Annotated in this window: 26 protein-coding genes; 11 read left to right on the top strand and 15 right to left on the bottom strand. The window is 63.6% G+C overall.

The genetic code is table 11. The annotated features are described in order from the left end of the window. Positions 1-3 precede the first annotated feature (3 nt). The 3 genes from argH to ACZ9EJ_RS17895 are packed head-to-tail and all read left to right on the top strand — an operon-like array spanning position 4 to position 3454. Positions 4-1518 (top strand): argininosuccinate lyase, encoded by a 1515-nt coding sequence (argH, locus tag ACZ9EJ_RS17885; RefSeq protein ID WP_046641152.1) that lies wholly within the window; start codon positions 4-6, stop codon positions 1516-1518. Next, the gene (locus ACZ9EJ_RS17890) at positions 1518-2558 is read left to right on the top strand and encodes an ABC transporter ATP-binding protein (RefSeq protein WP_046641153.1); all 1041 of its coding nucleotides are present in this window, start codon (positions 1518-1520) and stop codon (positions 2556-2558) included. The genes argH and ACZ9EJ_RS17890 overlap by 1 nt, the downstream gene beginning before the upstream one ends. Beyond that, the gene (locus ACZ9EJ_RS17895) at positions 2555-3454 is read left to right on the top strand and encodes a carbohydrate kinase family protein (RefSeq protein WP_046641154.1); all 900 of its coding nucleotides are present in this window, start codon (positions 2555-2557) and stop codon (positions 3452-3454) included. The genes ACZ9EJ_RS17890 and ACZ9EJ_RS17895 overlap by 4 nt, the downstream gene beginning before the upstream one ends. A 3-nt stretch (positions 3455-3457) precedes the next feature. On the opposite strand, the gene ACZ9EJ_RS17900 is transcribed toward ACZ9EJ_RS17895, so the two are convergent. The 6 genes from ACZ9EJ_RS17900 to ACZ9EJ_RS17925 all read right to left on the bottom strand — a co-directional run bounded on the left by ACZ9EJ_RS17900 (position 3458) and on the right by ACZ9EJ_RS17925 (position 9735). Further along, positions 3458-4459 (bottom strand): ABC transporter ATP-binding protein, encoded by a 1002-nt coding sequence (locus ACZ9EJ_RS17900; protein ID WP_046641155.1) that lies wholly within the window; start codon positions 4457-4459, stop codon positions 3458-3460. A gap of 26 nt (positions 4460-4485) precedes the next feature. Beyond that, a complete protein-coding gene (locus tag ACZ9EJ_RS17905; RefSeq protein WP_046641156.1) occupies positions 4486-5550 on the bottom strand; it encodes a Gfo/Idh/MocA family protein in 1065 nt (354 codons plus the stop codon). Then, positions 5547-6386, bottom strand: coding sequence for a carbohydrate ABC transporter permease (locus tag ACZ9EJ_RS17910; RefSeq protein ID WP_007773655.1), 840 nt, complete (start codon positions 6384-6386; stop codon positions 5547-5549). The genes ACZ9EJ_RS17905 and ACZ9EJ_RS17910 overlap by 4 nt, the downstream gene beginning before the upstream one ends. Before the next feature lie 15 nt (positions 6387-6401). Beyond that, positions 6402-7346, bottom strand: a complete 945-nt coding sequence (locus ACZ9EJ_RS17915) for a carbohydrate ABC transporter permease (protein ID WP_370649697.1) — start codon at positions 7344-7346, stop codon at positions 6402-6404. Positions 7347-7525: 179 nt separating this feature from the next. Further along, entirely contained in the window at positions 7526-8794 is a 1269-nt protein-coding gene (locus ACZ9EJ_RS17920; protein ID WP_046633616.1) for an ABC transporter substrate-binding protein, read from the bottom strand. A gap of 26 nt (positions 8795-8820) precedes the next feature. Next, positions 8821-9735, bottom strand: a complete 915-nt coding sequence (locus ACZ9EJ_RS17925; protein WP_046641158.1) for an N-acetylmuramic acid 6-phosphate etherase — start codon at positions 9733-9735, stop codon at positions 8821-8823. Between the two features lie 209 nt (positions 9736-9944). Between ACZ9EJ_RS17925 and ACZ9EJ_RS17930 the strand changes: the two genes are divergently transcribed. The 4 genes from ACZ9EJ_RS17930 to nagA are packed head-to-tail and all read left to right on the top strand — an operon-like array spanning position 9945 to position 13799. After that, complete coding sequence (locus tag ACZ9EJ_RS17930; protein WP_046641159.1) at positions 9945-10832, top strand: glucosamine kinase nucleotide-binding domain-containing protein; 888 nt, start codon at positions 9945-9947, stop codon at positions 10830-10832. Beyond that, complete coding sequence (locus tag ACZ9EJ_RS17935; RefSeq protein WP_046641160.1) at positions 10829-11593, top strand: GntR family transcriptional regulator; 765 nt, start codon at positions 10829-10831, stop codon at positions 11591-11593. The genes ACZ9EJ_RS17930 and ACZ9EJ_RS17935 overlap by 4 nt, the downstream gene beginning before the upstream one ends. A gap of 17 nt (positions 11594-11610) precedes the next feature. Beyond that, the gene (locus tag ACZ9EJ_RS17940; protein WP_046641161.1) at positions 11611-12642 is read left to right on the top strand and encodes an SIS domain-containing protein; all 1032 of its coding nucleotides are present in this window, start codon (positions 11611-11613) and stop codon (positions 12640-12642) included. Continuing rightward, on the top strand, positions 12639-13799 hold the full coding sequence (gene nagA, locus ACZ9EJ_RS17945; RefSeq protein WP_046641162.1) for an N-acetylglucosamine-6-phosphate deacetylase: 1161 nt from the start codon (positions 12639-12641) through the stop codon (positions 13797-13799). Before ACZ9EJ_RS17940 ends, nagA begins: the two co-directional genes overlap by 4 nt. Positions 13800-13972: 173 nt before the next feature. Here nagA and ACZ9EJ_RS17950 read toward each other — a convergent pair whose 3' ends face one another. From ACZ9EJ_RS17950 to ACZ9EJ_RS17960, 3 genes are all read right to left on the bottom strand, one after another. Continuing rightward, on the bottom strand, positions 13973-15385 hold the full coding sequence (locus tag ACZ9EJ_RS17950; RefSeq protein ID WP_046641163.1) for a sensor histidine kinase: 1413 nt from the start codon (positions 15383-15385) through the stop codon (positions 13973-13975). Then, positions 15382-16059, bottom strand: coding sequence for a response regulator transcription factor (locus ACZ9EJ_RS17955; RefSeq protein WP_046602848.1), 678 nt, complete (start codon positions 16057-16059; stop codon positions 15382-15384). Before ACZ9EJ_RS17955 ends, ACZ9EJ_RS17950 begins: the two co-directional genes overlap by 4 nt. An 83-nt stretch (positions 16060-16142) precedes the next feature. Continuing rightward, positions 16143-16760 carry a DUF1993 domain-containing protein gene (locus tag ACZ9EJ_RS17960; protein WP_311523380.1) on the bottom strand — a complete coding sequence of 206 codons (618 nt, stop codon included), beginning with the start codon at positions 16758-16760 and terminating at the stop codon, positions 16143-16145. Between the two features lie 77 nt (positions 16761-16837). Here ACZ9EJ_RS17960 and ACZ9EJ_RS17965 point away from each other — a divergent pair, with 77 nt between their 5' ends. The 4 genes from ACZ9EJ_RS17965 to ACZ9EJ_RS17980 all read left to right on the top strand — a co-directional run bounded on the left by ACZ9EJ_RS17965 (position 16838) and on the right by ACZ9EJ_RS17980 (position 21119). Next, on the top strand, positions 16838-17908 hold the full coding sequence (locus tag ACZ9EJ_RS17965; RefSeq protein WP_046641164.1) for an ABC transporter substrate-binding protein: 1071 nt from the start codon (positions 16838-16840) through the stop codon (positions 17906-17908). A gap of 235 nt (positions 17909-18143) precedes the next feature. Further along, a complete protein-coding gene (locus tag ACZ9EJ_RS17970; protein ID WP_046641165.1) occupies positions 18144-19088 on the top strand; it encodes a Bug family tripartite tricarboxylate transporter substrate binding protein in 945 nt (314 codons plus the stop codon). Continuing rightward, positions 19085-19579 (top strand): tripartite tricarboxylate transporter TctB family protein, encoded by a 495-nt coding sequence (locus ACZ9EJ_RS17975; protein ID WP_046633597.1) that lies wholly within the window; start codon positions 19085-19087, stop codon positions 19577-19579. Before ACZ9EJ_RS17970 ends, ACZ9EJ_RS17975 begins: the two co-directional genes overlap by 4 nt. Before the next feature lie 22 nt (positions 19580-19601). After that, on the top strand, positions 19602-21119 hold the full coding sequence (locus ACZ9EJ_RS17980; protein WP_046633595.1) for a tripartite tricarboxylate transporter permease: 1518 nt from the start codon (positions 19602-19604) through the stop codon (positions 21117-21119). A gap of 48 nt (positions 21120-21167) precedes the next feature. Here the strand turns inward: ACZ9EJ_RS17980 and ACZ9EJ_RS17985 are convergent, their stop codons facing one another. Genes ACZ9EJ_RS17985 through ACZ9EJ_RS18010 form a run of 6 tightly spaced genes read right to left on the bottom strand, consistent with a single transcriptional unit; the run spans position 21168 to position 25982 of the window. Beyond that, positions 21168-22097, bottom strand: coding sequence for a glutaminase (locus ACZ9EJ_RS17985; protein ID WP_046633593.1), 930 nt, complete (start codon positions 22095-22097; stop codon positions 21168-21170). A gap of 39 nt (positions 22098-22136) precedes the next feature. After that, positions 22137-22649, bottom strand: a complete 513-nt coding sequence (locus ACZ9EJ_RS17990; RefSeq protein WP_046633591.1) for a MarR family winged helix-turn-helix transcriptional regulator — start codon at positions 22647-22649, stop codon at positions 22137-22139. Positions 22650-22651: 2 nt separating this feature from the next. Beyond that, positions 22652-23335: an ABC transporter ATP-binding protein gene (locus ACZ9EJ_RS17995; protein WP_080955780.1), complete on the bottom strand. Its 684-nt coding sequence runs from the start codon at positions 23333-23335 to the stop codon at positions 22652-22654. Further along, a complete protein-coding gene (locus tag ACZ9EJ_RS18000) occupies positions 23335-24084 on the bottom strand; it encodes an ABC transporter ATP-binding protein (RefSeq protein ID WP_046641167.1) in 750 nt (249 codons plus the stop codon). Before ACZ9EJ_RS18000 ends, ACZ9EJ_RS17995 begins: the two co-directional genes overlap by 1 nt. After that, entirely contained in the window at positions 24077-25054 is a 978-nt protein-coding gene (locus ACZ9EJ_RS18005) for a branched-chain amino acid ABC transporter permease (protein ID WP_046641225.1), read from the bottom strand. Before ACZ9EJ_RS18005 ends, ACZ9EJ_RS18000 begins: the two co-directional genes overlap by 8 nt. A 4-nt stretch (positions 25055-25058) precedes the next feature. Then, positions 25059-25982, bottom strand: coding sequence for a branched-chain amino acid ABC transporter permease (locus ACZ9EJ_RS18010; protein ID WP_046633587.1), 924 nt, complete (start codon positions 25980-25982; stop codon positions 25059-25061). Positions 25983-25986: the final 4 nt, after the last annotated feature.

The raw sequence follows: 25986 nt of genomic DNA on the forward strand, positions 1-25986 counted from the left end.
GCCATGGCCGACATCAACCCGCGCCTTTCCGACACCAGCAAGTTCCCCGATCCGGTCTACAAGGAAACCGTGCTCCGGCCGCTCTTCGACGGCGCCAAGAGCCATCACGTCGACGGCTTCCGCCGGATCGACCGCGCCCACCTCGTCATGTTGGTCGAGACCGGTATCCTCGACAAGGATCTCGCGGCCAAGATCGCCGGCGCGTTGGAGGCGATCGACACGGAAATCGATCCGTCCACGCTCGTCTATACCGGCGAGGTGGAGGACTTCTTCTTCCTGATCGAGAAGGAGCTGAAGGCCCGCATCGGCGTCGATATCGCCGGACGCCTGCATACCGCCCGGTCGCGCAACGACATCGACCACACGCTCTTCAAGCTCGGCCTGAAGGAGAAGATCGACGCGCTGATGGGCAAGGCCCGCAATCTGCTCGCCGCGATGGTCGATGCCGCCGAGCGCGAGAAGGCGACGCTGATCGTTGCCTATACGCATGGCCAGCCCGCCCAGCCGACGACGTTCGGGCATTATCTCTCGGCCGCGATCGAAGTGCTGATCCGCGATATCGAGCGGTTCGCCGAAGCTCGGAAAATCGTCGACCTGTCGCCGATGGGGGCAGCCGCGATCACTACGTCCGGCTTTCCGATCGACCGCGCCCGCGTCGCCGAACTGCTGGGCTTCTCAGGCCCGCTGCGCAATTCTTATAGCTGCATCGCGGCCGTGGACTACACGACCTCGACCTATTCGGCGATCGAGCTGATGTTCCTGCATCTCGGCCGCCTGATCCAGGACTTCCAGTTCTGGACGAGCTTCGAAGTGGGCCAGATCTACGTGCCGAACGCGCTGGTGCAGATCTCCTCGATCATGCCGCAGAAGCGCAATCCGGTGCCGATCGAACACCTGCGCCATCTTGCCAGCCAGACGATGGGCCGGGCGCGCACCGTTCTCGACGTGATGCACAACACGCCCTTCACCGACATGAACGACAGCGAAGGCGAGACTCAAGGGATGGGCTACGAGGCGTTTGCCTCCGCCGGCCGCGTGCTCGATCTGCTCGCCGCGCTGATCAGCCAGATCAGCATCGATCCGGAGCGGGTCGACCAGAATATCCGCCGGTCCTGCATCACCATTACCGAGCTTGCCGATTCGCTGGTTCGCATCGAAGGCCTGTCATTCCGCGAGGCGCATGAGATTGCCGCTGCGACGGCAAGGAGCGTCGTGGCGTCCAAGGGCGACCTGCCGAATGACGGCTACGAGCCCCTCCTCAAGGCTTTCGAACATTCAGCCGGCCGCAAGCCTTCGGTCGATCTCCAGAAATTCAGGCAAATCGTCTCGCCCGAGCATTTCGTCGCCGTGCGCGCCCGTTTCGGCGGTCCCGCGCCGGAGCCGATGAAGGCTGCGATAACAGCCTATCGTGACAAGCTCGCCGCCTTCGAGGCCGAAGCCAAAAAGGCTGCGGAGCATGAGGCGAAGGCAGCCGCCGAGTTGAACCAGAAATTCACCGCCCTGACGGGAGCCCGCTGATGGCGACGATCGAACTTGAAAAACTGGTGAAGCGTTACGGCAAGGTCGAGGCCGTCAAGGGCATCGATCTCCAGATCGCCGATGGCGAATTCGTCGTCTTCGTCGGCCCGTCCGGCTGCGGCAAGTCGACGACGCTCCGGATGATCGCGGGGCTGGAGGAAATCTCCGGCGGCACGCTGAAGATCGGCTCGGAAGTGGTCAACGAGCGCGAGCCGAAGCAGCGCAACATCGCCATGGTGTTCCAGAACTATGCGATCTATCCGCATATGACCGTGCGCCAGAATATCGGTTTCGGCCTTTATACCTCGAAGCTCAGCAAGGCCGAGAAGGACAAGCGGATCGAGGCGGCCGGCAAGATACTCGGCCTCGAAGCCCTGCTCGACCGTCGCCCGGCCGCGCTTTCCGGCGGCCAGCGCCAGCGTGTCGCGATCGGCCGCGCCATGGTGCGCGATCCGTCCGCCTTCCTGTTCGACGAGCCGCTTTCCAACCTCGACGCCCAGCTTCGCGCCCAGATGCGCATCGAGATCAAGCGGCTGCACCAAAAGCTGAAGACCACGACCGTCTACGTCACCCATGACCAGATCGAAGCCATGACCATGGCCGACCGGATCGTGGTGATGAAGGACGGCGTCATCCTGCAGGTCGGCACGCCCTCGGAACTCTACGATGCCCCGGTCGACGTGTTCACCGCCCGTTTCATCGGCAGCCCGTCGATGAACCTGGTGCGCGGCCGCCGGACGGGGTCGGGCGTGGAAATGGCGCCCGCGGGAGATATCCTGATCGGCGTGCGCCCGCACGACCTGATCGCCCATGCGACCGTCTCCGGCAGAGGTGGTTTCACGGTGACCGGAACGGTCTCCGCCGTCGAACCCTTGGGGCCGGAAACGCTGGTGCATCTGGATGTTGCCGACACCCCAATCATCGCCACCGTGCGCGAAAAATTCGTGCCGGCGGTCGGAAGTACGCTCACCTGCGAAGCCGCGCCGGGCGATCTCTACCTTTTCGATGCCAGCACAGAGAGATTTCTGGGCCGTTCATGATGACGCATGCAGAGACCAGATCCGCGGTGCTCAGCATCGGCCGGATCTATTGCGACCTGATTTTTACAGGCCTCGGCCACCTGCCGGTGCTCGGGCGAGAGATCTATGCCAGTGGCATGGAGATCGCGGCCGGCGGCGGCGCCTTCATCGCGGCCGCGCATCTTGCCCATGCGGGCCGCAAGGTGGCGCTTGCCGCCCGGCTCGGCACGGATTCGCTGTCATCAGGCGTCGAAGAGCAAATCCGGGACAGCGGTGTCGACCTGCGTTTCATCGAACATGCGGAAGATGCCGGACCACAGGTCACAGTCGCGGCGGTGGTCGGCCAGGACCGCGCCTTCCTCACCCGCCGCGCCGGGCCTGCGCTTCCCGCGACGCTCGAAGCGGCTCTCGACTGGGAGGAAGTCCGCCACCTGCACATTGCCGAATATGCGACGCTGCACGAGATCCCGGATCTGGTCTCCCGCGCCAAAGAAAAGGGCCTGACCGTTTCGCTCGATCCGAGCTGGGATGCGACGCTGATCTATGACCGCGGCCTGCTGCAGGCCTGCGAAGGCGTCGATCTGTTCCTACCCAATCTCGAAGAGGCCGAAGCGATCACCGGGTCGGCCGATCCGGAAGTCGCGCTCGCCAAGCTGTCGCTCGCCTTTCCGCTCGTCCTCCTGAAGGGTGGTGCCGAAGGCGCCTGGCTGATGTCCAACGGCAGGATGCTGCATGCGCCGGCCGAAACCGTGCCGGTGATCGACACGACCGGCGCCGGCGACGCCTTTAATGCCGGCTTCATCGATGCCTGGCTGGACGAGGCGTCGGAAGAAGCCTGCCTCAGGGCAGGCATCCGCTTCGGCAGCCGCGCCGTCCAGGCCGCCGGCGGTGCCAAGCTGCTTGCGAGCAACGAGTAGTTTTTAGACGATGGCGCGGTCGTTCGCGTCGAAGCGGTGCAGGCTCGCCCTGTCCGGCGTCGCGAACACCACGTCGTCGGGTGCATAGGCATGTTCGCCGAACAGGCGCACGGTCAGAAGGCCGGTTGCTTCGGTTTCCAGATAGACGATCGTGTCGGCGCCGAGATGCTCGACATGGATGACCTTGCCCTTCCAGTCGCCGCTTTCGCGTGACAGGGCGACATGTTCGGGGCGAACGCCGATCGTCTTGGCGCCCGATTGGCCGAGCTTTTCGGCCGGGATGAAATTCATCTGCGGCGAGCCGATGAAGCCTGCGACGAAGACATTGGCCGGCTTGTTGTAGAGCTCCATCGGCGAGCCGATCTGCTCGATCGCGCCGGCATTGAGCACGACGATCTTGTCGGCGAGCGTCATCGCCTCGACCTGGTCGTGGGTGACATAGATCATCGTCGCCTTCAGACGCCGGTGCAGGCCGGCGATCTCCAGGCGGGTCTGGACGCGCAAAGCCGCATCGAGGTTCGAGAGCGGTTCGTCGAACAGGAACAGTTTCGGTTCACGGACGATGGCGCGGCCGATGGCGACGCGCTGGCGCTGGCCGCCGGAGAGTTCCGCCGGGCGGCGGGCGAGATAGGGATCGAGCGACAGCATGCCGGAGGCCTTGGCGACGCGGGTGTCGATCTCCGCCTTTTCCGTGCCGGCCTGCTTGAGGCCGAGGCCCATATTGTCCTTGACCGTCAGGTGCGGATAGAGGGCGTAGGACTGGAAGACCATGGCGATGCCGCGCTTGGCGGGCGGTGTGGTCGCCATTTCCTGGCCGTCGATGCGGATAGAGCCGGACGTGGCATCCTCGAGGCCGGCGATGACCCGCAGCAGCGTGGACTTGCCGCAGCCGGAGGGGCCGACGAAGATCACGAACTCGCCGTCCTTGACCTCCAGGTCGATACCCTTCAGCACCTCGTTGCTGCCGAAGGCCTTGCGGATGGATTTCAGTTGAAGCGAACCCAAGGGCGTTTTCCTTACAAACTAGGCTTTTACAGGCGGACGGGCGCGCCGGTGCGCACGCTCTCGTCCGCCGCGAGGCAGATGCGCAGCGACTGGACGGCATCGTCCATGTGCCGGGTGAGATCGATATTTTCGCGGATGGCCTTCAGCACATAGGCCTGTTCGAGATCGCAGAGTTTCTGATGATCCGGCTCGCCGGTCATGGCGAGATCCTCGTCACGCCGGACGAACTGGCCGTCCGGGCCGGTTTCGGCCGAATGAACGCGAATGACCGAGGTCTTGGTGTGCGTATCGATGTCGTCGGACTTCGCCTTGGCGTCGACGAGGATCGAGACCGAGCCCTTGGGCGACATCACGTCCTTCACGAAGAAGGCCATTTCCGACATCATCGGCCCCCAGCCGGCCTCGTACCAGCCGACCGAACCGTCCTCGAACAGGACCTGCATGTGGCCGTAATTGTACATGTCCGGCGCGACCTCGTCGGTCATCCTGAGGCCCATGCCGCGGACTTCGACGGCCTTCGCATCGGTGATCTGGCACCAGACGTCGATATAATGCACGCCGCAATCGACGATCGGCGAGGTGGTCTGCATCAGCGCCTTGTGGACGTCCCATTTGGCGCCGGAGGACTGCTGATTGAGGTTCATACGGAAGACGAAGGGCGGCCCGAGCTTTCTCGCTTCCTCGATCAGCCGCATCCAGGAGGGATGGTGGCGGAGGATATAACCGACGACGAGTTTGCGGCCGTGCTTCTTGGCGGCTGCGACAACACGCTCGGCATCGGCTACGGTGGTTGCCAGCGGCTTTTCGACGAAGACGTCGCAGCCGGCCTCGAAAGCCATGACCGCATAGTCCGCGTGGGTATCGGAATAGGTGTTGATCGAGCAGAGGTCGGGCTTCGTGTCGTTCAGTGCCTGCTCGAAATCGGAAAACATCGGATAGGCTTCGAGCCCGGCCGGCAGGTCGCGGCTGGAACGGTTGACGAGGCCGACGATCTCGAAACCCGGGTTCTCATGATAGGCGACCGCGTGGCTTTTGCCCATGTTGCCGAGGCCAGCGACGAGGACGCGGATGGGGCGGGTGGACGATGTCACTTGACGGCTCCGGAGGTGATGCCGCGGATCAATTGCCGCGAGAAGATGACGTAGAGAACCATGACCGGCAGGATCGCCAGCGACAGGGCCGAAAGCACCGCGTTCCAGTTGGTGACGAACTGGCCGATGAACATCTGGGCGCCCAAAGTCACCGTCTTGGTGGCCTCGCCGGGGGCGAGGATCAGCGGGAACCACAGGTCGTTCCAGATCGGGATCATGGTGAAGACCGCGACCGTCGCCATGGCGGGGCGCACCAGCGGCAAGACGAGGCGGAAGAAGATCGCGTATTCGGACAGGCCGTCAATGCGGCCGGCGCTTTTCAGGTCGTCCGAGACGGTGCGCATGAATTCCGACAGGATGAAGATCGCAAGCGGCAACCCTTGAGCCGTGTAGACCAGGATCAGCGAGGTCAGCGTGTTGACGAGGCCGGCGGCCACCATGCCCTGCAGGATCGCCACCGTGCCTAACCGGATCGGGATCATGATGCCGAGCGCGAGATAGAGTCCCATCAGCGTGTTGCCGCGGAAGCGGTATTCGGACAGCGCGAAGGCGGCCATGGCGCCGAACAGCAGGACCAGCGCGATCGAGGCGACGGTAACGATCAGGCTGTTCTGGAAATAGCCGACGAAATTGCCCTGGCTCAGCACGGTCTGGTAACCGATCAGGCTGAAGGTCGAGGGTGTCGGCAGGGCCATCGGCTGGCTGAAGATTGCGCTGCGGCTCTTGAACGAATTGACCAGCGTCAGGAACACCGGAAACAGCGCCACCAGCGTATAGGCGATCAGCGCCAGGTGGATGAAGGCGGCACGGACGGGGGCGGAGCGGGCTTTCGACATGTCTAACGCTCCCTTTTAGAACTGGTATCGGCGCATGCGCCGCTGGATGACGAAAAGGTAGAGTGCCACGCCGGCGAGGATGATCAGGAACATGACCGCGGCGATGGTGGCACCCATGGAGCGGTCGCCCATCTGGTTCTGGAAACCGAAGAAGGTACGGTAAAGCAGCGTGCCGAGAATGTCGGTCGAGCCGTTGGGACCGGCAAGCGCGCCCTGCACGGTGTAGACCAGGTCGAAGGCGTTGAAATTGCCGACGAACGTCAGCACCGAGACGATGCCGATCGACGGCAGGATCAGCGGCAGCTTGATCTTCCAGAACTGGCTCCAGCCGGTAATGCCGTCGCATTCGGCGGCTTCCAGCACCTCGTCCGGGATGTTCAAGAGCGCCGCATAGATCAGCATCATCGGGATGCCGACATACTGCCAGACGGAGATCAGCGAGACGGCGATCAGCGCGGTTTCGGCCTTGCCGAGCCAGGGCGCGAAGGCCCATTTCAGGCCGACGAGATCCATCAGGCTCGGCGCGATGCCCCAGATCGGCGACAGGATCAGCTTCCAGATGAAGCCGACGATGACGAAGGACAGCAGCGTCGGCACGAAGATCGCCGAGCGGTAGAAGGCGGCGAACCTGAGACCGGGCAGCGACAGCATGGCGGCGATTGCAATGCCGACCGGGTTCTGCACCAGCATATGGATGATGAAGAAGATAACGTTGTTGCGCAGCGCATTCCAGAAATCTGCGGAAAGGCGCGGATCGCCGAAGAGCACCTTGAAATTGCTGAGGCCGACGAAGGCAAGCTGGCCCTCGACCATGTTGAAGAGTGACAGTCTGAGCGTCTCGATCAGCGGCAGGATCATCACCGCCGTATAGACGAGGAAAGCCGGCGCCAGGAAAACGGCGATATGCCAGCGGGTGGGGCGTTTGATCGCGGTTTCCTCTGTCGATGGTGTATCTGTCACGGCTTGCTCCGGGTTTGCCTTCTCCTCCCTCATTCCTGTGCTTGTCACAGGAATCCAGCCACGCGAAGTCCTTCGCGTGAAAGGGTCTTCCGCGTCGCAGACGCGACGCTGCTGGATCCCTGTGACAAGCACAGGGATGAGGGCTGCGGGTTGCGCAGCCCCCTCCATTCACAATGGGCTTACTTCGCCGGCTTGTACCAGCTGTCGAGGCCCTTCTGGGTTTCGGCAGCGGCCTGTTCCGGGGTTTGCGTGCCGTTGATCACGTTGGCCGAGACGCGCCACATTTCGAGGTCGAGGTTCGGCTGGCCGCGGCCGACGATGGCCGCGCTCGGGCGGATCGTCGGCTTGCAGTTCTGGCGCCAGGAGACGAATTCCTGAGCGAGCGTGTCGGTCATCTTCACCGGCGTCGAGTTGAGGCTGAAGAAGCCCGGTGCGGCGTTAGCGTAGAGATCGGCAAATTCCGGCGAAGCGACCCAGGACAGGAATTTCTTGGCGGCTTCGAGGTTCTTGCCCTTGGCGTTGAGGCCGATGCCGATGTCGTTGTGGTCGGAAATGTAGCAGGTATCACCGGCCTTCTTCACCGGCGGTGGGAAGGCGCCCATTTCGAAATCGGCCTGCGCCTTGAACGGAGCGATTTCCCAGGAGCCGGCCGGATAGATGGCGGCGCGGCCAAGCGTGAAGAGGTTCTGGCTGTCCGGATAGGTCTGGGCTTCGAAACCGTCACCGAGATAAGGCTTCCACTTGGCGAGCGTCTTGTAGGGCTCGACCCAGGCGGCGTCGGTCAGCTTTTCCTTGCCTGCGATCAGCGCCTTGCGGCCGTCCTCGCCCTTCCAGTAGTTCGGGCCGATATTGTAATAGCCCATGGTCGCCGATTCCCACTGGTCCTTGGTGCCCATGGCGAGCGGGATGTACTTGCCGTCCTTCTTGAACTTTTCGAGGACCGCGAAGAACTCGTCCTCGGTCTTCGGGATCTGGACGCCCACATCCGTGAAGGCCTTCTTGTTGTAGATGAAGCCGTGGATGACGGAGGCCATCGGCACGCAGAAGGTGGTCTTGCCGTCGTCGGTGCTCCAGGCGGACTTGCCGACGTCGGAGAAGTTCGAAATGCCCGGCAGGTCGTTCAGCGAGGCAAGCTGGCCTTTCTGGAACATGGCGAGCGACAGGTCGAACGGACGGCAGGTGATGAGGTCGCCCGCGGTGCCCGCCTCGAGCTTGGCGTTGACGGCGGAATTGTATTCCGTCGGCGCCATCGGCGCGAAGGTTACCTTGATGCCCGGGTTCTTGGCTTCGAAGGCGGGAATGATCTTCTGCTGCCAGATCGGCAGGTCGTCGTTGCGCCAGCTCTCGATGGTGAGCGTGGCGGTCTGAGCGGACGCTCCGGTGGCAACAAAGCCCGCCGGTGCGAGTACGGTCGTGGCAAAAAGAATGCTTTTCAATATGCGTGTCATGATGTTCTCCCTTTTATATGCGCCTTTCAGGCGCGTTTCATGGAACTCTTGGACGCCTGCAATTCGGCAAGCGCTATGCGCAGCACATCGTCCGAACGGGCAAGCAGGGCCTTGGCGGCCTCGACATCGGCCGCGCCGGCTGCGAGCAGGACCGCGACCTTGACCGAACCTTCGGAGGCCTCAACCCAGGCACGGGCCTCGTCGAAACCGATTCCGGCGATATCGGCCACCATGCGGGCGGCGCGGATGCGCAGCTTGCCGTTGTCGGCACGCAGATTGACCATATGGCCGTCATGCACGTGGCCGAGTTTGACGGCGGCGAGCGTGGACAGCATGTTGAAGGCGATCTTCTGGGCCGTGGCGGCACCCATGCGGGTGGAGCCGGCGACAACTTCCGACGGCGTTTCGAGCAGGATCGCCGCATCGGCCCCTTCGAACAGCTTTGCGCCGGCATTGTTGGCCATCGCCACGAGTTTCGCACCGCGACGTTTCGCTGCTTCGGCGACGGCAACCGTGTAGGGCGTCGAACCGCTCGCAGAAACGCAGATGACGCAATCCGCGGCTTCGACGATATCGGCGTCCCGCTCGCCGAGCGAGGCATCGTCTTCGGGACCACCGGGCAGATCGGCAATGGTGGAAACACCGCCGGCAAACAGGATGACGATCCGTTCGGGCGGTATGCCGTATGTGCCGGGCAGTTCCATGGCATCGGCCATCGCCACGAGGCCGGCGCTGCCGGCGCCCGCATAGACCACCTTGCCGCCGGATTTCAAAGCTGCAGCAACAAGATCGGCGGCCTTGGCGATCGCCGGAATGGCTTGATCGGCAACCTTGGCAGCCGCCTGCTGACCGGATGCGAGAAGCGCAAGAATTTCGGCGGGCTCGAGCATATCGAGCCCTTCCGCTTTCCCATGTCTCGCTTCGGTGGCAGTTGTGCTCATCCGGTTTCTCCCTCTGGTCCAAAATGATGCCAAAAAAATACCAATTGTCCAGAAGGAAAATTAACTTTTATGAACAGATCGATAATTTGGACAAAAATCCTGCAAAATATGATTATATAATCAACAGGATGAGCTATCTCACCTGAGATTTTTTGAAATCATGCTTGGTTATTGGTACGTTTTTGGTATTATTCGATGCGGAGGTACCCATGGCGGCCTATTTTATCGGAATCGATGGCGGCGGAACAAGCTGCCGCGCGGCACTTGCTGACGGAAACGGCATGATCCTCGGCCGCGGCAAAAGCGGCGCTTCCAATATTCTAACCGACCCCGACACGGCCCTCAGGCATATCGCCGAGGCCTCCCGCCTCGCTTTTGCCGAAGCCGGGCTTGAGCCGGACCTTTCTGCCACATCCGCCGTGCTCGGCCTTGCGGGTAACAATGTCGGCGATGCTGTGAGTTATGTGCAGGCACGACTTCCTTTCGAGCAGTCGGATATCGTGTCGGACGGCGTGATCGCGCTGCAGGGAGCAATCGGCAACGAGGATGGGGCGATCGGGATCGTCGGCACCGGCACAGTCTATATCGCCCGGCATGAAGGCAAGCTTCATTCGGTCGCCGGCTGGGGTTTTCAGGTGAGCGACCTCGGCAGCGGCGCCCGGCTCGGCCAGCTTGCGCTGCAGGAAAGCCTGCTCGCCTATGACAATATCCATCCGATGACCGGCCTGTCGAAGGCCGTTCTCGCCGAGTTCGACAACAATCCTGAAAAGGTCGTCGATTTCGCGCGGCTGGCGAAGCCAGGCGATTTCGGTCGCCATACGCCTAAGGTGTTCGAGTTTGCGCGGCAGGGCGACGAGGCGGCGATCCGGATCCTCAAGACCGGGGCAACCGGCATCGACGAGGCGCTCGATGCGGTGAACGGAATCACCAAAGGCAAGGGCCGGCTCTGCCTGCTTGGCGGTCTCGCTCCGCTCTATCCCGAATATCTGGCCGAACGGCATCGCGCCCGGCTTTCCGAACCGCTTGCCGATGCGCTGACCGGCGCGGTGGCACTTGCCGTCAAGACCTATGGGGCGCGGGCGGAGCTTCGCGCATGAACCAGACGCTCGCCGCCATCCTGCCGCTCGACGGCCTGCAATCGGCCGGCACCGGGCCACTTTACCGCAAGCTGCGCCAGAGCCTCGAAGAGGCGATCCGCACCGGCAAGCTCGGCCATGGCGACGCCCTGCCCGCCGAACGCGATCTCGCCGACTATGCCCATGTCAGCCGCGTCACGGTGCGCAAGGCCGTCGATGACCTTGTCAAGGACGGGCTGCTTACACGCAGGCACGGGTCCGGCACTTTCGTGGTCAAGCCGATGTCGCGCGTCGAGCAGCCTCTGACCCGGCTCACTTCGTTTACCGAGGACATGGCGAGGCGCGGCCTGGTGACGCGATCCGAATGGCTGGAGCGCGGACTTTTCCACCCCTCGCCCGAGGAGATGATGATGCTTGGCCTTGCGCCCGGCACGAAGGTTGCGCGTCTCGGACGCCTGCGCCTCGGCAACGACATGCCGCTCGCGATCGAGCGCGCCAGCATTTCCGCCGATTTCCTGCCCGATCCTTCCGTGGTGACCAATTCGCTCTATGCCGAACTTGGAAAAAAGGATGCGAGGCCGGTGCGCGCCATACAACGGATATCGGCGTGCAATATGAAGAACCCGGATGCCGGGCTGCTGGCCGTGCCGATCGGCTCCGCCGGGCTTTCGATCGAGCGTGTTTCCTACCTGGCATCCGGCCGGGTGGTGGAGCTCACACGCTCGCTCTATCGCGGCGATGCCTATGATTTCGTGGCCGAGCTCTCGCTTGGCGAAAACTGACGTTCGAGGACGATGTTATGCTGACCAATATGACCAATATGCGCAAAGAGATCGACGAGATACCGGAAGCGGTGGCACGTCTGCTCGACGGCTCGGCGACCGAGCTTGCTGCTGCCGGCCGGGCGCTGCGCGAAAAGGACCCGGCCTTTCTGATCACCATCGCGCGCGGTTCCTCCGACCATGCGGCAACCTTCATCAAATATGCCGTCGAACTGACCGCCGGCCGGCCGGTCGCCTCGCTCGGTCCGTCGCTCGCCTCGATCTACGGCGCCAAGCTAAAGCTCGACGGCGGTGCGGCGATCGCCATTTCGCAGTCCGGCAAGAGCCCGGATATTGTCGCGATGGCGGAAGCCGCGACCAAGGCCGGCGCCGTCACCGTGGCACTCACCAATACGCTTCCCTCGCCGATCGCCAGCGCCTCGGCCTATGCGGTCGATATCAATGCCGGGCCGGAACTCGCCGTTGCCGCGACCAAATCCTTCGTCAACTCGATCGTCGCCGGCCTTGCGCTGTTGTCGGAATGGGTCGGCGACGAGGCGCTGAAAACCGCCATCCGCGACCTGCCGGGGCATTTCGAAAAGGCGGTCAAGCTCGACTGGAGCGAGCTTGCGCACGAGCTCGGTGATGCGGAATCGCTCTACATGCTCGGCCGCGGCCCGGCGCTGGCAATCGCCAGCGAGGCGGCACTGAAGTTCAAGGAGACTTCCAACATGCACGCCGAGGCCTATTCAGCGGCGGAAGTGCTGCATGGGCCTGTAGCGCTGGTCGAAAAGCGCTTTCCGGTCGTCACCTTCGCGGCCCGCGATGCAGCGGAAGCTTCGGCCGTCGAGATCGCCGACAGCCTTTCCGCCAAGGGCGCCCTCGCCTTTGCGACCTCCGACAAGGTCAAGGACGCCCGCAGGCTGCCGTTTGTGGCAACCGGCCATCCGATCACCGATGCGCTGACGCTCATCCTGCCCTTCTACGGTTTCGTCGAAGCCTGGTCGCGCGCCAAGGGTTTTGATCCGGATGCACCGGTCGCGCTCAAGAAGGTGACCGAGACGCTATGAGTACGCGAAAGGCCATTACCGGTGCCCGCATTTTCGACGGTACCTTCTGGCATGACGATGCCGCGCTCGTTTTAGTAGACGACAGGATCGAGGCGATCCAATCGAGGGCCAAGCTGCCGGAAGGCATCGAGCGGATCGATGCCAGCGGCGGGCTGATCGTGCCCGGCTTCATCGATCTGCAGGTGAATGGCGGCGGCGGCGTGCTGCTGAACGAGGAGCCAACGGTGGCGGGTCTCAGGCAGATCTGCGCCGCGCATGCCAAGTTCGGCACCACGGCACTGCTGCCGACGCTGATTACCGACACCTATGAGATCACATCCCGGACGGTCGAGGCCGGCAAGCAGGCCAAGGCCGAAGGCGTGCCGGGCTTCCTCGGCCTGCATCTCGAAGGCCCGCATCTCTCGGTGGCTCGCAAGGGTGCGCATGATCCGAAGCTGATCCGGCCGATGGAGGAGAAGGACATCGAACTGATGCTCTCCTGCAAAGGCGTCTTCGATGCAATGATGATTACCGTCGCGCCGGAGAACGTGACTGTAGAACAGGCAGCAAGACTGGCGCAGGCCGGTTTCATGGTGAGCCTCGGCCATACCGATACGACCTACGAGACCGCAAAGACCTATGCCGAGGCGGGTGTTCGCACCGTGACCCACCTCTTCAATGCCATGAGCCCGCTCGGCCATCGCCAGCCGGGCGTCGTCGGCGCAGCACTCGATATCGGCTCGCTCCATGTGGGGATCATCGCCGACGGCATCCATGTCCATCCGGCCGCGATGGGCGTCGCGCTGCGTTCAAAAAACGGACCGGGCAAGATCTTCATCGTCACCGACGCGATGTCGACTATCGGCACCGACATGAAGAGCTTTACGCTGAACGGCCGCGAGATCCTTCGCCAGGACGGGCGCCTGACGCTTGCCGACGGCACGCTCGCCGGCGCCGATATCGACATGATCTCGTCGGTGCGGTTCGCGCATGAGGCGCTCGACCTGCCGGTCGAGGAAGCGTTGCGCATGGCATCCACCTATCCGGCGGAAGCAGCTTACCTTGCCGACCGCAAGGGCGCGCTGAAGCCGGGATTCGATGCGGATTTTGTGATCCTCACCAACGAGCTTGGCATGAAGAGCACCTGGATCGGCGGGGCCAAGGTTCATCAGGAGTAGGGCTTTTCGGCCCAGTGTAGCCCCTCATCCGCCCTGCCGGGCACCTTCTCCCCGTTTTGACGGGGAGAAGGGATATGTGGCACTGCCGGCGCTCCAGCCTCCTTCGCCCCGCATGCGGGGAGAAGGTCCCGGCAGGGGGATGAGGGGCAATTGCTCCACGCCCCGGTGCAAATTTAGCCGGCTACCGGAAACCTTATTTCGACCTTCAAACCCCTACCCTCGCGCCCCTCCGCCAGGATCATCGTCGCGCCGTGCAGGCGGGCGATCTCCTCCACGATCGGCAGGCCGAGGCCGGTGCCCAGCTTGTCCGAGCGGTCGCCACGATCGAAACGCCTGAGCACCGAAGCCCGTTTTTCCGGCGGGATGCCGGGACCATCGTCCTCGACCTCCAGCACAGCGGCACCGTCTTTCGACTTGACGCGAACCGTCACCTCGGCGCCGTTTCCGGCGTAAAGCAGCGCATTGCCTATCAGGTTCTTCATCAGTTCGCCGATCAGCAGCGGTTCGGCGAAGATCATGATCTCCCCCTCCCCCTCGAAGCCGAGATCGATGCCGGCATCGGCGGCAAGCGGGACATTGTCGGCAGTTGCTCCGCGCGCCAGCGCCGTCAGGTCAGTCCGCTGCATGGAGGCGGAACGGGTGGCCGCGTCGATCTTCGCCATCAGCAGGAGCTGGGCGAGGATGCGCTCGGCATCCGCCACCGCCTCGTCGGCCTTGCGGGCAGCCTCCTTCACCTCGCCAAGCTCGGTCGCGCGGTCGGCGAGTGCGAGCTGGGTGCGGATGATGGTGAGCGGCGTGCGCAGTTGATGGCTGGCGTTGCCGGTGAAATGCCTCAGCGCCTCCAGCGCGCTTTCGAGCCGGACCATGAAGGAATTGACCGTATCGACAAGGCCCTGCACTTCGTTCGGCACGCGCTCGCTGATCGGGTGGAGATCATCCGGGCTGCGTTCGGCGATCGCCTCGCTGAAGCGGTAGAGCGGCCGGAGCGACAGCGTCACCGCCACCCAGACGATGATCGCGGCGCCGACGATCATGAACAGCAGGCGCAGCGCGGAGCGGATCAGGATCGTCTGGGTCAGCTGCTGGCGGGCGATGGTGGTTTCCGCCACGGTCACCGTGAACGGCACGGAATTGATGCCCGTGGAGGCGGAACGGGCAAGGGCGGCGACGCGGATCGGCTCGCCGCGGAACGTGGTATTCTCGAACGCCGCTGCCTGGCCTTCCCGGCGGGGGATCGACGGCAGCGTCTGGTAGCCGGTGATGAATTTTCCGGGCGGTCCATCGACGCGGTAGAAGACGCGGTCCTGGGCGGCCGAGGTCAGCATTTCCAAGGCCACGTAGGGGATGTCGACTTCGAGAGAACCGTCTTCGGCGACGATCACCCGCTCGGCGATGGCAAGAGCTGAACCGGCCAGCACTCGGTCGGACACGTCGTTGGCGGTATCCACCGCCTCGTCCCAGGTATCGACCATGGCGATCGTGCCGATCACCGCCGTCGAGGCGAGAAGCCAGGCGAGCAGACGGCGGCGCAGGGAATAGGCGGCAATCGGCGAGACGGGTTGGGCGCCGGGAGAGACGGATGTCATGCCGTCGGTGCCGTGGTTTCGAGATAATAGCCGATGCCGCGGGCGGTCTTCACGGTCAGCCCGTGCGGGGCGAGACGCCGGCGCAGGCGGCTGACATATTGCTCGATGGCATTGGCGGAAAGGTCATCGTCGAAACCGGTCAGCGAGGCCATGATCGCATCCTTGGAGACCACCTTGCCGGCGCGCAGAAAAAGCAGTTCGAGAAGCGCCACCTCGCGTGCGGGCAGGTCCAGGGTCACGCCCTGGCTCGAGAAGGTCCGTGAATTCAAGTCGAAGGTGACGCCGCCATAGTTGACGATCGAGCTGCGAAGACCCGCCTGACGGCGCAGCAGCACGCGGATGCGCGCCTCGAATTCCGGGATGTCGAACGGCTTGATCATGTAATCGTCAGCGCCGAGATCGAGCCCCTTCACCCGCTCCTCGGGCGTGCCGCGGGCGGTGAGGATCATCACCGCCGCCTTGTTCGCCCGCGCCCGCATGGCGCGCAGCACGTCGAGCCCGTCCATTTCCGGCAGGTTCAGGTCCAGTATGACGAGATCATAGGTTTCGGCCGCAGCGACGGCCTCGGCGGAGGCGCCATCCGCGACCGCATCGACCGCATAACCGCTGCCGCGCAGGATCGTCGACAGCCCCTCCGCCAGCGCCTGATTGTCCTCGACCAGAAGAATACGCACGAAATCTCCCCGCTTCCGTGGATGATTATAAACGCGGAAGCGGGGATGTCACGGACGTGGTGATGCCGTGGTTACTTCGACGGTTATTGCGAACGGCCGATATAATCCATCTTGCCGATCGGGACGCCCTTGTGGCGCAGGATCGCATAGGCCGTCGTGACGTGGAAATAGAAGTTCGGCAGCGCGAAGCCCAGGACGTAGTTGCGGCCGCTGAACTTCGTCTCGCCACCGCGGGACTTGATGATCACTTCGGCGTCCTCGCGGTCCGCCATGCTGGCCGGATCGACGCTGTTCAGGAAGGCTACGGTCTTTTCGATGCGGGCATGCAGATCGGCGAAGGTCACTTCGTTATCCGCCATCGGGAGATTCTCGATCTGCCCGACGCGGACCGGCACGAATTTCGCGCTGTCGCTGGCACGCTGGACCTGGGAGGTCAGCGGATACATGTCATCGACCAGCCGGGTTTCCAGCAGTTCCTTGTGGGCGATGCCCTTTTCGTCGGCGAAGGCTTCGCCTTTCTTCAGGATTTCCGTGAGGTTGCCGAAAGCGCGGATGAAAACCGGTACCGTGATATCGTAGAGCGTAAGCGACATGGTGCGAAAACTTTCGTTGACGGACGGGAACGCCGGAGCTTCCGGCGCGAAAAGACCGCCCACAGGTAGTGGAACGGCATCGGAAAACAAGCCGGCAGGCGGTTGCATCGCGTGCCCTGTGGCGGGAATGTTACGGATCACCCGATCGGCTTGTCGCGGCCGGCGCGGTGGGGCATTGTGGCCACATGAAAAGGCTGCTTTTCCCATTCCTCTGTCTTGCCCTTTCGCCAGGCGTCGCCGGGGCGGATACCAAGCTGTTCCGGGCACTTTCCGGTCGGGACGACGGGCCGACGCTGACGGTCTATTCCTCGCTCGACGAGCCGCTCGCCAAGCCGATGATCGCCGGCTTCCAGACGGCCAATCCGGACGTGGCGGTGCGTTACGAGGACATGCTGACCGGCGAGATCTACGACCGGATCGTCAGGGAAACGGACGCCGGCAACAAGACGGCCGACTTCGCCTTTTCCTCCGCCATGGACCTGCAGGTGAAGCTTGCCAATGACGGCTACGCCCAGCGCAGCGATCTGCCGATGAGCGGGCAATGGCCGGGTTGGGCGAACTGGCGCAATACCGCCTACGCACTGACCTTCGAACCGGCCGTGTTCGTCTATCACAAGCCGAGTTTCAAGGATTCTTCCCCACCCTCGACCCGGGCCGAACTGGTCGAATTCCTGCAGAAGCAGGGCGATGCTGTCTATGGCCGGATCGGCACCTACGACATCGAGCGTTCCGGCGTCGGTTTCCTGTTCATGGCGCGCGACCAGGAGCAGTTTGGCGACATCTGGTCGGTGATCCGGGCCATGGGTGCTGCGGGCGTAAAGCTCTACTCGACCAGTCAGGCGATCCTGGAACGCGTCGCCGACGGGCGGTTCCTGCTCGGCTACAACATTCTCGGCTCCTATGCCGCAGACTGGGCTTCCCGTCATCCGGATGTCGGCATCGTGCTGCCGAAGGACTACACCGTAGTGATGTCGCGTATCGGCCTGGTGCCGCAGGCCGCCACCGCTCCGGATCTCGGCAAACGTTATCTGGAATTCTTCATGTCGAAGGAAGGGCAGACGATCATGGCCCGCGAGTTGCAGATCCCGGCCGTCAGCCCGGAGGTCGCCGGCAATAACACAGCGACGACATTGCGGGAGATGCTTGGCGGACAATTGAAGCCGGTGCCGGTCAGCCTCGGGCTGATGGTCTATCTCGACCAGGTGAAGCGGGCGCGGCTGATTTCCCGCTGGAACGAGGTCCTCAGGCTGCAATAGACACAAAATTCGGCGGCGGTGGGTCGAAACCCCTTGCCAAACCGCAAGTCCAGGGAAGATGTCAGGTTAATGTCAGCTTCATATGCTGGCTTAGGGCATTCGGCCCCCATTTGGAGGTGGGGACTCGATTGACGATGGGAGGACATCGGCCAGGCGGTTCCCGCTTGCCAAGCCCTCCCCCTCGTTTGCCACAAACATATCGCGTCGGATCAAGACGCCAACGGAGGATCGACCCTTGAAACATTTCTTCCTTGCTTCCCTTCTCGCCGGCGCAATCGCACTTCCGGCCGCTGCGGCCGACTATTCGATCATGGCTCCGGCAGCGCCGGGCGGCGGCTGGGACCAGACCGCCCGCACCATGCAGACCGCTTTGCAGACGGAGAAGATCTCCGGCAAAGTGCAGGTCATGAACGTTCCGGGCGCCGGCGGCACGATCGGCATCGCCCAGTTCGCCAGCCAGCAGAAGGGCAATGCAAACGCCCTGATGGTCGGCGGCTACGTCATGGTCGGCGCCATCCTGACCAACAAGTCGCCGGTCACCCTGAAGGACGTCACCCCGATCGCCCGCCTCACCGGCGAATACGAAGTGATCGTCGTGCCGGCAGCATCCGAGATCAAGACGGTTGCCGACCTCGTCGCCAAGCTGAAGGCAAACCCGGGCGCCGTTTCCTGGGGCGGCGGTTCGGCCGGCGGTACGGACCACATCACGGCGGGGCTGATCGCAAAGGCTGCCGGTGTCGATCCCACGAAGGTCAACTACATCGCGTTTTCCGGCGGCGGTGAAGCACTCGCCGCCATCCTCGGCGGCCAAGTCACGGCCGGCATCTCGTCCTACGGCGAGTTCGAATCGCAGATCAAGGCCGGCGCGTTGCGTCTGCTCGCCATCTCCTCCGAAAAGAAGCTCGAAGGCATCAATGCCCCGACGCTGAAGGAATCCGGTCTTGACGTCGTGATCCAGAACTGGCGCATGGTCGCTGCCGCTCCGGGCCTTACCCCCGAGCAGAAGAAGGCCGTGACCGCCGACGTCGAAAAGCTCGTCAAGTCCAAGACCTGGCAGGACAGCCTGAAGACCAAGGGCTGGATCGACACCTATCTCTCCGGTCCGGAATTCGACGCGCAGCTTGCCAAGGACATTGCCGCGACTGAAACCATCCTGAAGGACATCGGACTGGTTAAATGAGCCTCGACAACAACAAAACGAGCACCGAACAGCGCCGCCCCGATTGGGCGGCGCTTGTTATTGCCGCCATCCTCGTCGCCGTCGCTGCCGTCATCTTCCTGGATGTCGACCGGCTGCGGGACATGGGCGGCTATAGCCAGGTCGGCCCTGCCACCGTTCCCAACTGGATTGCCTTCGCACTGATCGGCCTCGCCATCTGGACCGTATTCGCCGCGTTTCGGCGTGACTTTCCGGCGCGCGAAAAACAGGAATTCGGGCCTGTCGCCTGGGTCGTCGCCGGCCTCCTGGCGCAGATGATCCTCATTCGGATCGCCGGTTTCTCGATCGCCACGGGCACGCTGTTCGGCCTCGCCGCGGCGGGTTTCGGCGCCCGCAGGCTGTGGATCAGCATTCCGATCGGCATCGTCGTCTGTCTTGGCATCTGGTGGCTGTTTGCCGGCGTTCTGCAACTTTCGCTTCCGGCAGGTCCGCTGGAACACCTGATCCAGTGACACGACCCTCGAGAGTAAGATCATGAGCACATTCGAATTCCTTCTCCAGGGGCTCGTGTCGGCAATGGAGCCGATGAACCTCTTCTACGCCCTGATCGGCGTGACGCTCGGCACCATGGTCGGCGTGCTTCCCGGCATCGGTCCGGCAACGACCGTCGCCCTGCTTCTGCCGGTGACCTACCAGCTCGATGCGACCGGCTCGCTGATCATGTTTGCCGGGATCTATTACGGCGGCATGTATGGCGGCTCGACGACGTCGATCCTCCTGAACACGCCGGGAGAAAGCGCCTCGATCGTCACCGCCCTCGAGGGCAACAAGATGGCCCGCGCGGGACGTGGCGGCCCGGCACTGGCGACGGCGGCGATCGGTTCGTTCGTCGCCGGCCTGATCGCCACCTTGGCGCTTGCCTTCATCGCGCCCTACATCGTCAAGCTGGCACTGGTCTTCGGTCCGCGCGAATATTTCGCGCTGATGGTTCTCGCCTTCGTCACCGTCTCCTCCGCCTTCGGCAATTCCACGCTGCGCGGCCTCACCTCGCTCTTCATCGGCCTTGCCCTGTCGCTCGTCGGCATCGACCAGCTGACCGGCCAGAACCGGCTCTCCTTCGGCGTTCCCGATCTGCTCGACGGCATCGAAGTGACGACGATGGCGGTCGCCATGTTCGCGATCGGCGAGACGCTCTATATCGCCGCGCAGGGCGAAGCGGCGCCGGACAAGATCGAAGCGATCCGGGGTTCGGTCTGGATGACCGCCCAGGATTGGGGGCGCTCCTGGAAAGCCTGGCTGCGCGGCACCGTGATCGGCTTCCCGATCGGCGCGATGCCGGCCGGCGGCGCCGAAATCGGCACCTTCCTGTCCTACGCGACCGAAAAGCGCCTTTCGAAGCATCCGGAAGAATTCGGCAATGGTGCAATCGAAGGCGTGGCCGGTCCGGAAGCCGCCAACAATGCGTCCGCCGCCGGCACGCTGGTGCCGCTCCTAACCCTCGGCCTGCCGACCTCGGCGACCGCGGCGATCATGCTCGCCGGCTTCCAGCAGTACGGCCTGCAGCCGGGTCCGCTTCTGTTTGCGACCAACCCGCAGCTCGTCTGGGGCCTGATCGCCTCGCTTTTGATCGCCAACCTGATGCTGCTCGTCCTCAACCTGCCGCTGGTCGGCCTGTGGGTGAAGCTGCTGACCATTCCGAAGCCGTGGCTCTATGCGGGCATCCTCGTGTTCGCGACGCTCGGCACGATCGGCGCCAATCCCTCGGTGTTCGAACTCGGCATGCTTCTGGTCTTCGGGCTCGTTGCCTACATCATGCGCGTCTTCGATTATCCGATCGCGCCTGTCATCGTCGGCCTCATTCTCGGGCCGCTGGCCGAACAGCAGCTTCGCCGTGCGCTCGCGATCAGCCAGGGTGACGTGACGGTGCTGTTCACCTCGCCGATCGCAGCAGTACTGCTGAGCCTTGCGGCGATCGCGCTCATTCTTCCCCTCGTCCTGCGTGCACGCGGACGCGGCGATGCCCTATCGCAGATGGCAGCCAGCGAAGACTGATTACAAAGCTGCCAACAGACTGAAAGCCCGGCTCCGGTCGGGCTTTTTTTATTGGCCGAACACGGACCAGCCGGTTCTGGTGGCCAGCATTTCGAGCGCCAGCGAACCCAGCAGCGAATTGCCGTTGTGATTGAGGCCCGGCGACCAGACGGCGACGGACGCCTTGCCAGGTGCTACCGCCATGATGCCGCCGCCGACACCGCTCTTGCCGGGAAGGCCGACGCGGTAGGCGAAATCCCCCGACCCATCGTAATGCCCGCAGGTGAGCATCAGCGCGTTGATGCGCCGCGCCCGCTGCCTCGATACCACGGTGTGCCCGGTCAGCGGATTGCGGCCGGAGGCGGCGAGGAAAAGGGCCGACTTGGCGAGCTGGGTGCAGGTCATGGCGAGCGCGCAATGATGGAAATAGACGCCCAGCACATGTTCGACGGGATGGTCGAGCTTGCCGAAGGAACGCATGAAATTGGCGAGCGCGAAATTGCGGAAACCGGTCGCCTGTTCCGACTTCGCCACTTCCGGGTCGATGGCGATCGAATCGTCGTCGGCAAGATAGCGCACGAAGCGGACGATCTCGCCGATCGCCTCGCGCGGCGTATGCCCGGCAAGCACCAGGTCGCTGACCGCGATGGCGCCGGCATTGATGAACGGATTGCGCGGCTTGCCTTCCTCGTGCTCGAGCTGGACAATCGAATTGAAGGCGGAGCCGGAGGGTTCGCGGCCGACACGGTTCCAGGTGGTCTCGCCATGCTTGCCGAGCGCCAGCGTCAGGGTGAAGACCTTCGAGACGCTCTGGATCGAGAAGGGTTCGTCGCAATCGCCAGCTTTGAAGACCTGGCCGTCGACACCGATGATCGCCATTCCGAATTTCTTCGGATCGACATGGGCGAGTTGCGGGATGTAGTCGGCCACCTTGCCTTCGCCGAGCCGCGGCGTCAGCTTCGCGTGGATCTCGTCGACGATCGCCTGCAGGTCTGCCATCTCTTCACCCCGAATTGTTGCGCCCCAAGACGAGCCTTACTATTCGAAGGCGCTGCCGGAAAGGTGGTTGCTGGCGGAAGCCTTCACCGCGCCGATCTCCGACCACAATGAGGCGATCATCGCCGGATCGACATCGGCCATGATGTCGCGCAGCCAGCCCTCGTGGGCGGCGGCCATGGCGACAAAAAGCTCGGTACCGGCGGGCGTCAGCTTGGCGACGGTGACGCGGCGGTCGCCATCGGGCGTGACGCGCTGCACGAAGCCGTCCGCCTCGAGCCGTTCCACCAGACCCGTGACATTGCCGTTGGTGACCATGGTGCGCTTCGAGAGCTCGCCGAGCCGCAGGCCGTCGGCCTCGCGATAGAGCTGTGCCATCAAATCGAACTGGGGAAGCGTCGCACTGAATTCGGTGCGAAGGCGGCGGCGGATTTCTGTGGTGATCAGCTTGGTGGTGGAGAGCATGCGCAGCCACAGCCGCGTCTCAGGCTTGTTCTTCCCATGAGGGCCATGGGCGATCAGTTCCAGGTCGGCGCTTGCCGCTTCTGCTTCCATGCCTACACCCCGAGATATCGATCCTGCAGTTCCATCGTCAGGTCCGTCGGCCTGCCGCTCCAGGCGCTTCTTCCGTTTTCAAGGATGACACAGCGGTCCGCAACCGGCAGAAGCTCCGAAAGCGTCTTATCCACCACGAGGATAGACAAACCCTCGGCTTTCAGCCGCCTGATCGCCTTCCAGATGTCCTGGCGGATGACCGGGGCAAGGCCTTCGGTCGCCTCGTCGAGAATGAGCAGGCGCGGATTGGTCATCAGCGCCCGGCCGATCGCCAGCATCTGCTGCTCGCCGCCGGAGAGCGATCTCGCCATCTGCGCATGCCGCTCCTCAAGCCGGGGGAACAGTTCGTTGACGCGTTCCAGCGTCCATTGGCCGGGCCGGGCGGCGGCGACCAGGTTTTCGTGCACCGTGAGGTTCGGAAAACAACGGCGGCCTTCCGGCACGAGGCCGATGCCGAGCTTGGCGACATGGTGCGGCCGCTTGCCCTTCGTATCCGTGCCGCCGATCTTCACCGCGCCTGATCGCGGCGGATTGAGATTGCAGATGGCGCGGATGGTGGTCGTCTTGCCCATGCCGTTGCGGCCCATCAGGGCGACGGCCTCGCCTTCCGCGACCGAAAGGTCGACGCCGAAAAGCGCCTGGCTGGCGCCGTAGAATGCTTCGATCCTGGTCACATCGAGCAGCATCAGGCGTGGTCTCCGAGATAGGCGCTGCGCACGGTCGGATCGCGGCGAATTTCCTCGACCGTCCCCGTCGCGATGATGCGGCCGTAGACGAGCACCGAAATCCGGTCGGCAAGCGCGAAGACCGCGTCCATGTCGTGCTCGACCAGCAGGATCGGCGCTTCCTGCCGCAGTGTATCGAGGAAGCGGGTCAGCGATTTCGAGCCTTCCGGGCCCATTCCCGCCATCGGCTCATCGAGCAGGAAGGCTTTCGAGCCGAGCGCGAGCGCCATAGCGATTTCGAGCTGCCGGCGTTCGCCATGGGAAAGCTCGGCCGCCGGAATGCGGGCGCGGGCGGTGAGGCCGACACGTTCCAACATGGCCATCGCGGTGTCGATCAGCGACCTGTCGCGCATGACCGGCTTGAAGAAGCGGAAGCTCGAGCCCTGTTTCGCCTGCACCGCCAGCATGACGTTCCGCAGCCCTGAAAAATCCGGAGCGATCGACGAGACCTGGAAGGTGCGGCCAAGCCCGAGCCGGGCACGATCGGCCACGCCGAGCGAGCCGATATCCTGCCCGGCAAAACGCACCGTGCCGCTATCCTGCCGAAGCGTGCCGCAGATCTGGTGGATGAGCGTCGACTTGCCGGCGCCGTTCGGGCCGATCAGGGCGTGGATTTCGCCGGGGCGAAGGTCGAGCGTCACGCCATCGGTCGCCCGCAGCGCGCCGAAATTCTTGACGAGGTTGGAGATCTGGAGAACCGGCTCAACCATGTCTGGCCTTTCCGGCAAGCAGGCCCAGAAGACCGCCCCGCGCAAACAGCACGACGGCGAGCAGGATGAGGCCGAGGAAGAACTGCCAGCGCTCGGTGAGGCCACCGAGCGCATATTCGAAGATCACGTAGAGTGCCGCGCCCGCCAGCGGCCCGAACAGCCGGCCGGTGCCGCCGAGAATGATCAGCACGATCAGTTCGCCCGACATATGCCAGGAGAGCATGGACGGGCTGACGAAACGGTTGAGATCGGCAAACAGCGCGCCGGCAAGGCCGGTGATCGCCGCCGAGATCGCGAAGGCGGTGAGCCGGATGCGATAGGGCTGGATGCCGACGGTCGCGACGCGCACCTCGTTCTGCCGCGCCGCCTGCAGCGCCGTGCCGAAACGCGAGGCGCGGATCAGGGCGAAGAGACCGAGCGCCAGCAGCAGGGCGACGTAGCAGATCAGGAAGAAGTTCAGCGGAATCATGGTCATGACGCCCGGGAACTGGTTGCGGACGAGGATCGACAACCCGTCCTCGCCGCCATAGGCCGGCCAGGAGATCGCGAAATAATAGACCATCTGCGCGAAGGCGAGCGTGATCATGATGAAATAGACGCCGGAGGTCCTTAGGCTGATCGCGCCGATCGCCAAGCCGACAAGGCCTGAAATGATCACTGCGACGATCCAGATCACCCACATCTGCTTCGTCCCGGAAAGCCCGAACAGCAGCGGATCGCCGGAAAAGGCGTGAGCGGCCAGGATGCCGGCAACGTATCCGCCAATGCCGAAAAAGGCGGCGTGGCCGAAGGAGACGAGACCGCCGAGGCCGAGCGCCAGATTGAGGCCGGTTGCGGCGAGCGCGAGGATGGCGATACGGGTTGCGAGCGTGATGTAGAACGGCTGGCCGAGCGCGTCCGCCGCAAAGGGCACGGCGAGCAGCGCGGCCGCCAGGACTAGGTTGATGAGGTTTTCGCGGGTCACGATCATGATCTCACGCATGTGCCGCGGGGAAGAGGCCGCGCGGCTTGACCGCGAGAATGACCGCCATGACGATATAGATCAGCATCGAAGCCACGGCGCCGCCGATCATGCCGGCCTGGGCCGGGGCGACGAACAGCGCCAGGATCTTCGGCAGCAGGAAACGTCCCATCGTATCGGTGACGCCGACCAGCAACGCACCGAGCAGCGCACCCTTGATCGAGCCTATGCCGCCGATGACGATGACCACGAAGGCGAGGATCAGCACCGGTTCGCCCATACCGACCTGCACCGACTGCAGCGCGCCGACCATGGCGCCGGCAAGACCGGCCAAGGCTGCGCCGAGCGCGAATACGACGGTGTAAAGCGTGCGGATATCGACGCCTAACGCGCCGATCATCTCGCGGTCGCTTTCGCCTGCGCGGATGCGCATGCCGAGCCGGGTCCGGGAAATCAGCAGGTAGAGGCCGAAGGCGACGATCGCGCCGGCAAGGATGATCGCCAGGCGATAGACCGGATATTCCGTGCCGCCCGGCAGCGCGACGGCGCCCTGCAGCAAGGGAGGAATATCGAGATAGAGCGGGAAGGAGCCGAACAGCCAGCGCGTGCCTTCCGAAAACATCAGGATCAGCGCGAAGGTGGCCAGCACCTGGTCGAGATGATCGCGGTCGTAGAGCCTGCGGATTACCACGAGTTCGACGATCGCCCCGGCGGCGGCAGCCGCGACGAGGCTGGCGATCAGGCCGATCCAGAACGAGCCGGTCCATGCCGCCACGGTGGCGCAGGCGAATGCGCCGACCATGTAGAGCGAGCCGTGAGCGAGGTTGATCAGGCCCATGACGCCGAAGATCAGCGTCAGCCCGGCAGCCATGAGAAACAACATGACGCCGAGCTGCAGGCCATTAAGCAACTGCTCGAGAGCAAGTGCCAAAGTCACGGGC

Source organism: Neorhizobium sp. USDA 3394, assembly GCF_056280385.1.

What these genes read in the sequence shown, in the direction of transcription:
- argH (WP_046641152.1), top strand. Translation starts at nt 4, where the DNA reads ATGGCCGACATCAACCCGCGCCTTTCCGACACCAGCAAGTTCCCCGAT.
- ACZ9EJ_RS17890 (WP_046641153.1), top strand. Translation starts at nt 1,518, where the DNA reads ATGGCGACGATCGAACTTGAAAAACTGGTGAAGCGTTACGGCAAGGTC.
- ACZ9EJ_RS17895 (WP_046641154.1), top strand. Translation starts at nt 2,555, where the DNA reads ATGATGACGCATGCAGAGACCAGATCCGCGGTGCTCAGCATCGGCCGG.
- ACZ9EJ_RS17910 (WP_007773655.1), bottom strand. Translation starts at nt 6,386, where the DNA reads ATGTCGAAAGCCCGCTCCGCCCCCGTCCGTGCCGCCTTCATCCACCTG.
- ACZ9EJ_RS17920 (WP_046633616.1), bottom strand. Translation starts at nt 8,794, where the DNA reads ATGACACGCATATTGAAAAGCATTCTTTTTGCCACGACCGTACTCGCA.
- ACZ9EJ_RS17925 (WP_046641158.1), bottom strand. Translation starts at nt 9,735, where the DNA reads ATGAGCACAACTGCCACCGAAGCGAGACATGGGAAAGCGGAAGGGCTC.
- ACZ9EJ_RS17930 (WP_046641159.1), top strand. Translation starts at nt 9,945, where the DNA reads ATGGCGGCCTATTTTATCGGAATCGATGGCGGCGGAACAAGCTGCCGC.
- ACZ9EJ_RS17935 (WP_046641160.1), top strand. Translation starts at nt 10,829, where the DNA reads ATGAACCAGACGCTCGCCGCCATCCTGCCGCTCGACGGCCTGCAATCG.
- ACZ9EJ_RS17940 (WP_046641161.1), top strand. Translation starts at nt 11,611, where the DNA reads ATGCTGACCAATATGACCAATATGCGCAAAGAGATCGACGAGATACCG.
- nagA (WP_046641162.1), top strand. Translation starts at nt 12,639, where the DNA reads ATGAGTACGCGAAAGGCCATTACCGGTGCCCGCATTTTCGACGGTACC.
- ACZ9EJ_RS17950 (WP_046641163.1), bottom strand. Translation starts at nt 15,385, where the DNA reads ATGACATCCGTCTCTCCCGGCGCCCAACCCGTCTCGCCGATTGCCGCC.
- ACZ9EJ_RS17960 (WP_311523380.1), bottom strand. Translation starts at nt 16,760, where the DNA reads ATGCAACCGCCTGCCGGCTTGTTTTCCGATGCCGTTCCACTACCTGTG.
- ACZ9EJ_RS17965 (WP_046641164.1), top strand. Translation starts at nt 16,838, where the DNA reads ATGAAAAGGCTGCTTTTCCCATTCCTCTGTCTTGCCCTTTCGCCAGGC.
- ACZ9EJ_RS17975 (WP_046633597.1), top strand. Translation starts at nt 19,085, where the DNA reads ATGAGCCTCGACAACAACAAAACGAGCACCGAACAGCGCCGCCCCGAT.
- ACZ9EJ_RS17980 (WP_046633595.1), top strand. Translation starts at nt 19,602, where the DNA reads ATGAGCACATTCGAATTCCTTCTCCAGGGGCTCGTGTCGGCAATGGAG.
- ACZ9EJ_RS17985 (WP_046633593.1), bottom strand. Translation starts at nt 22,097, where the DNA reads ATGGCAGACCTGCAGGCGATCGTCGACGAGATCCACGCGAAGCTGACG.
- ACZ9EJ_RS17990 (WP_046633591.1), bottom strand. Translation starts at nt 22,649, where the DNA reads ATGGAAGCAGAAGCGGCAAGCGCCGACCTGGAACTGATCGCCCATGGC.
- ACZ9EJ_RS17995 (WP_080955780.1), bottom strand. Translation starts at nt 23,335, where the DNA reads ATGCTGCTCGATGTGACCAGGATCGAAGCATTCTACGGCGCCAGCCAG.
- ACZ9EJ_RS18000 (WP_046641167.1), bottom strand. Translation starts at nt 24,084, where the DNA reads ATGGTTGAGCCGGTTCTCCAGATCTCCAACCTCGTCAAGAATTTCGGC.
- ACZ9EJ_RS18005 (WP_046641225.1), bottom strand. Translation starts at nt 25,054, where the DNA reads ATGATCGTGACCCGCGAAAACCTCATCAACCTAGTCCTGGCGGCCGCG.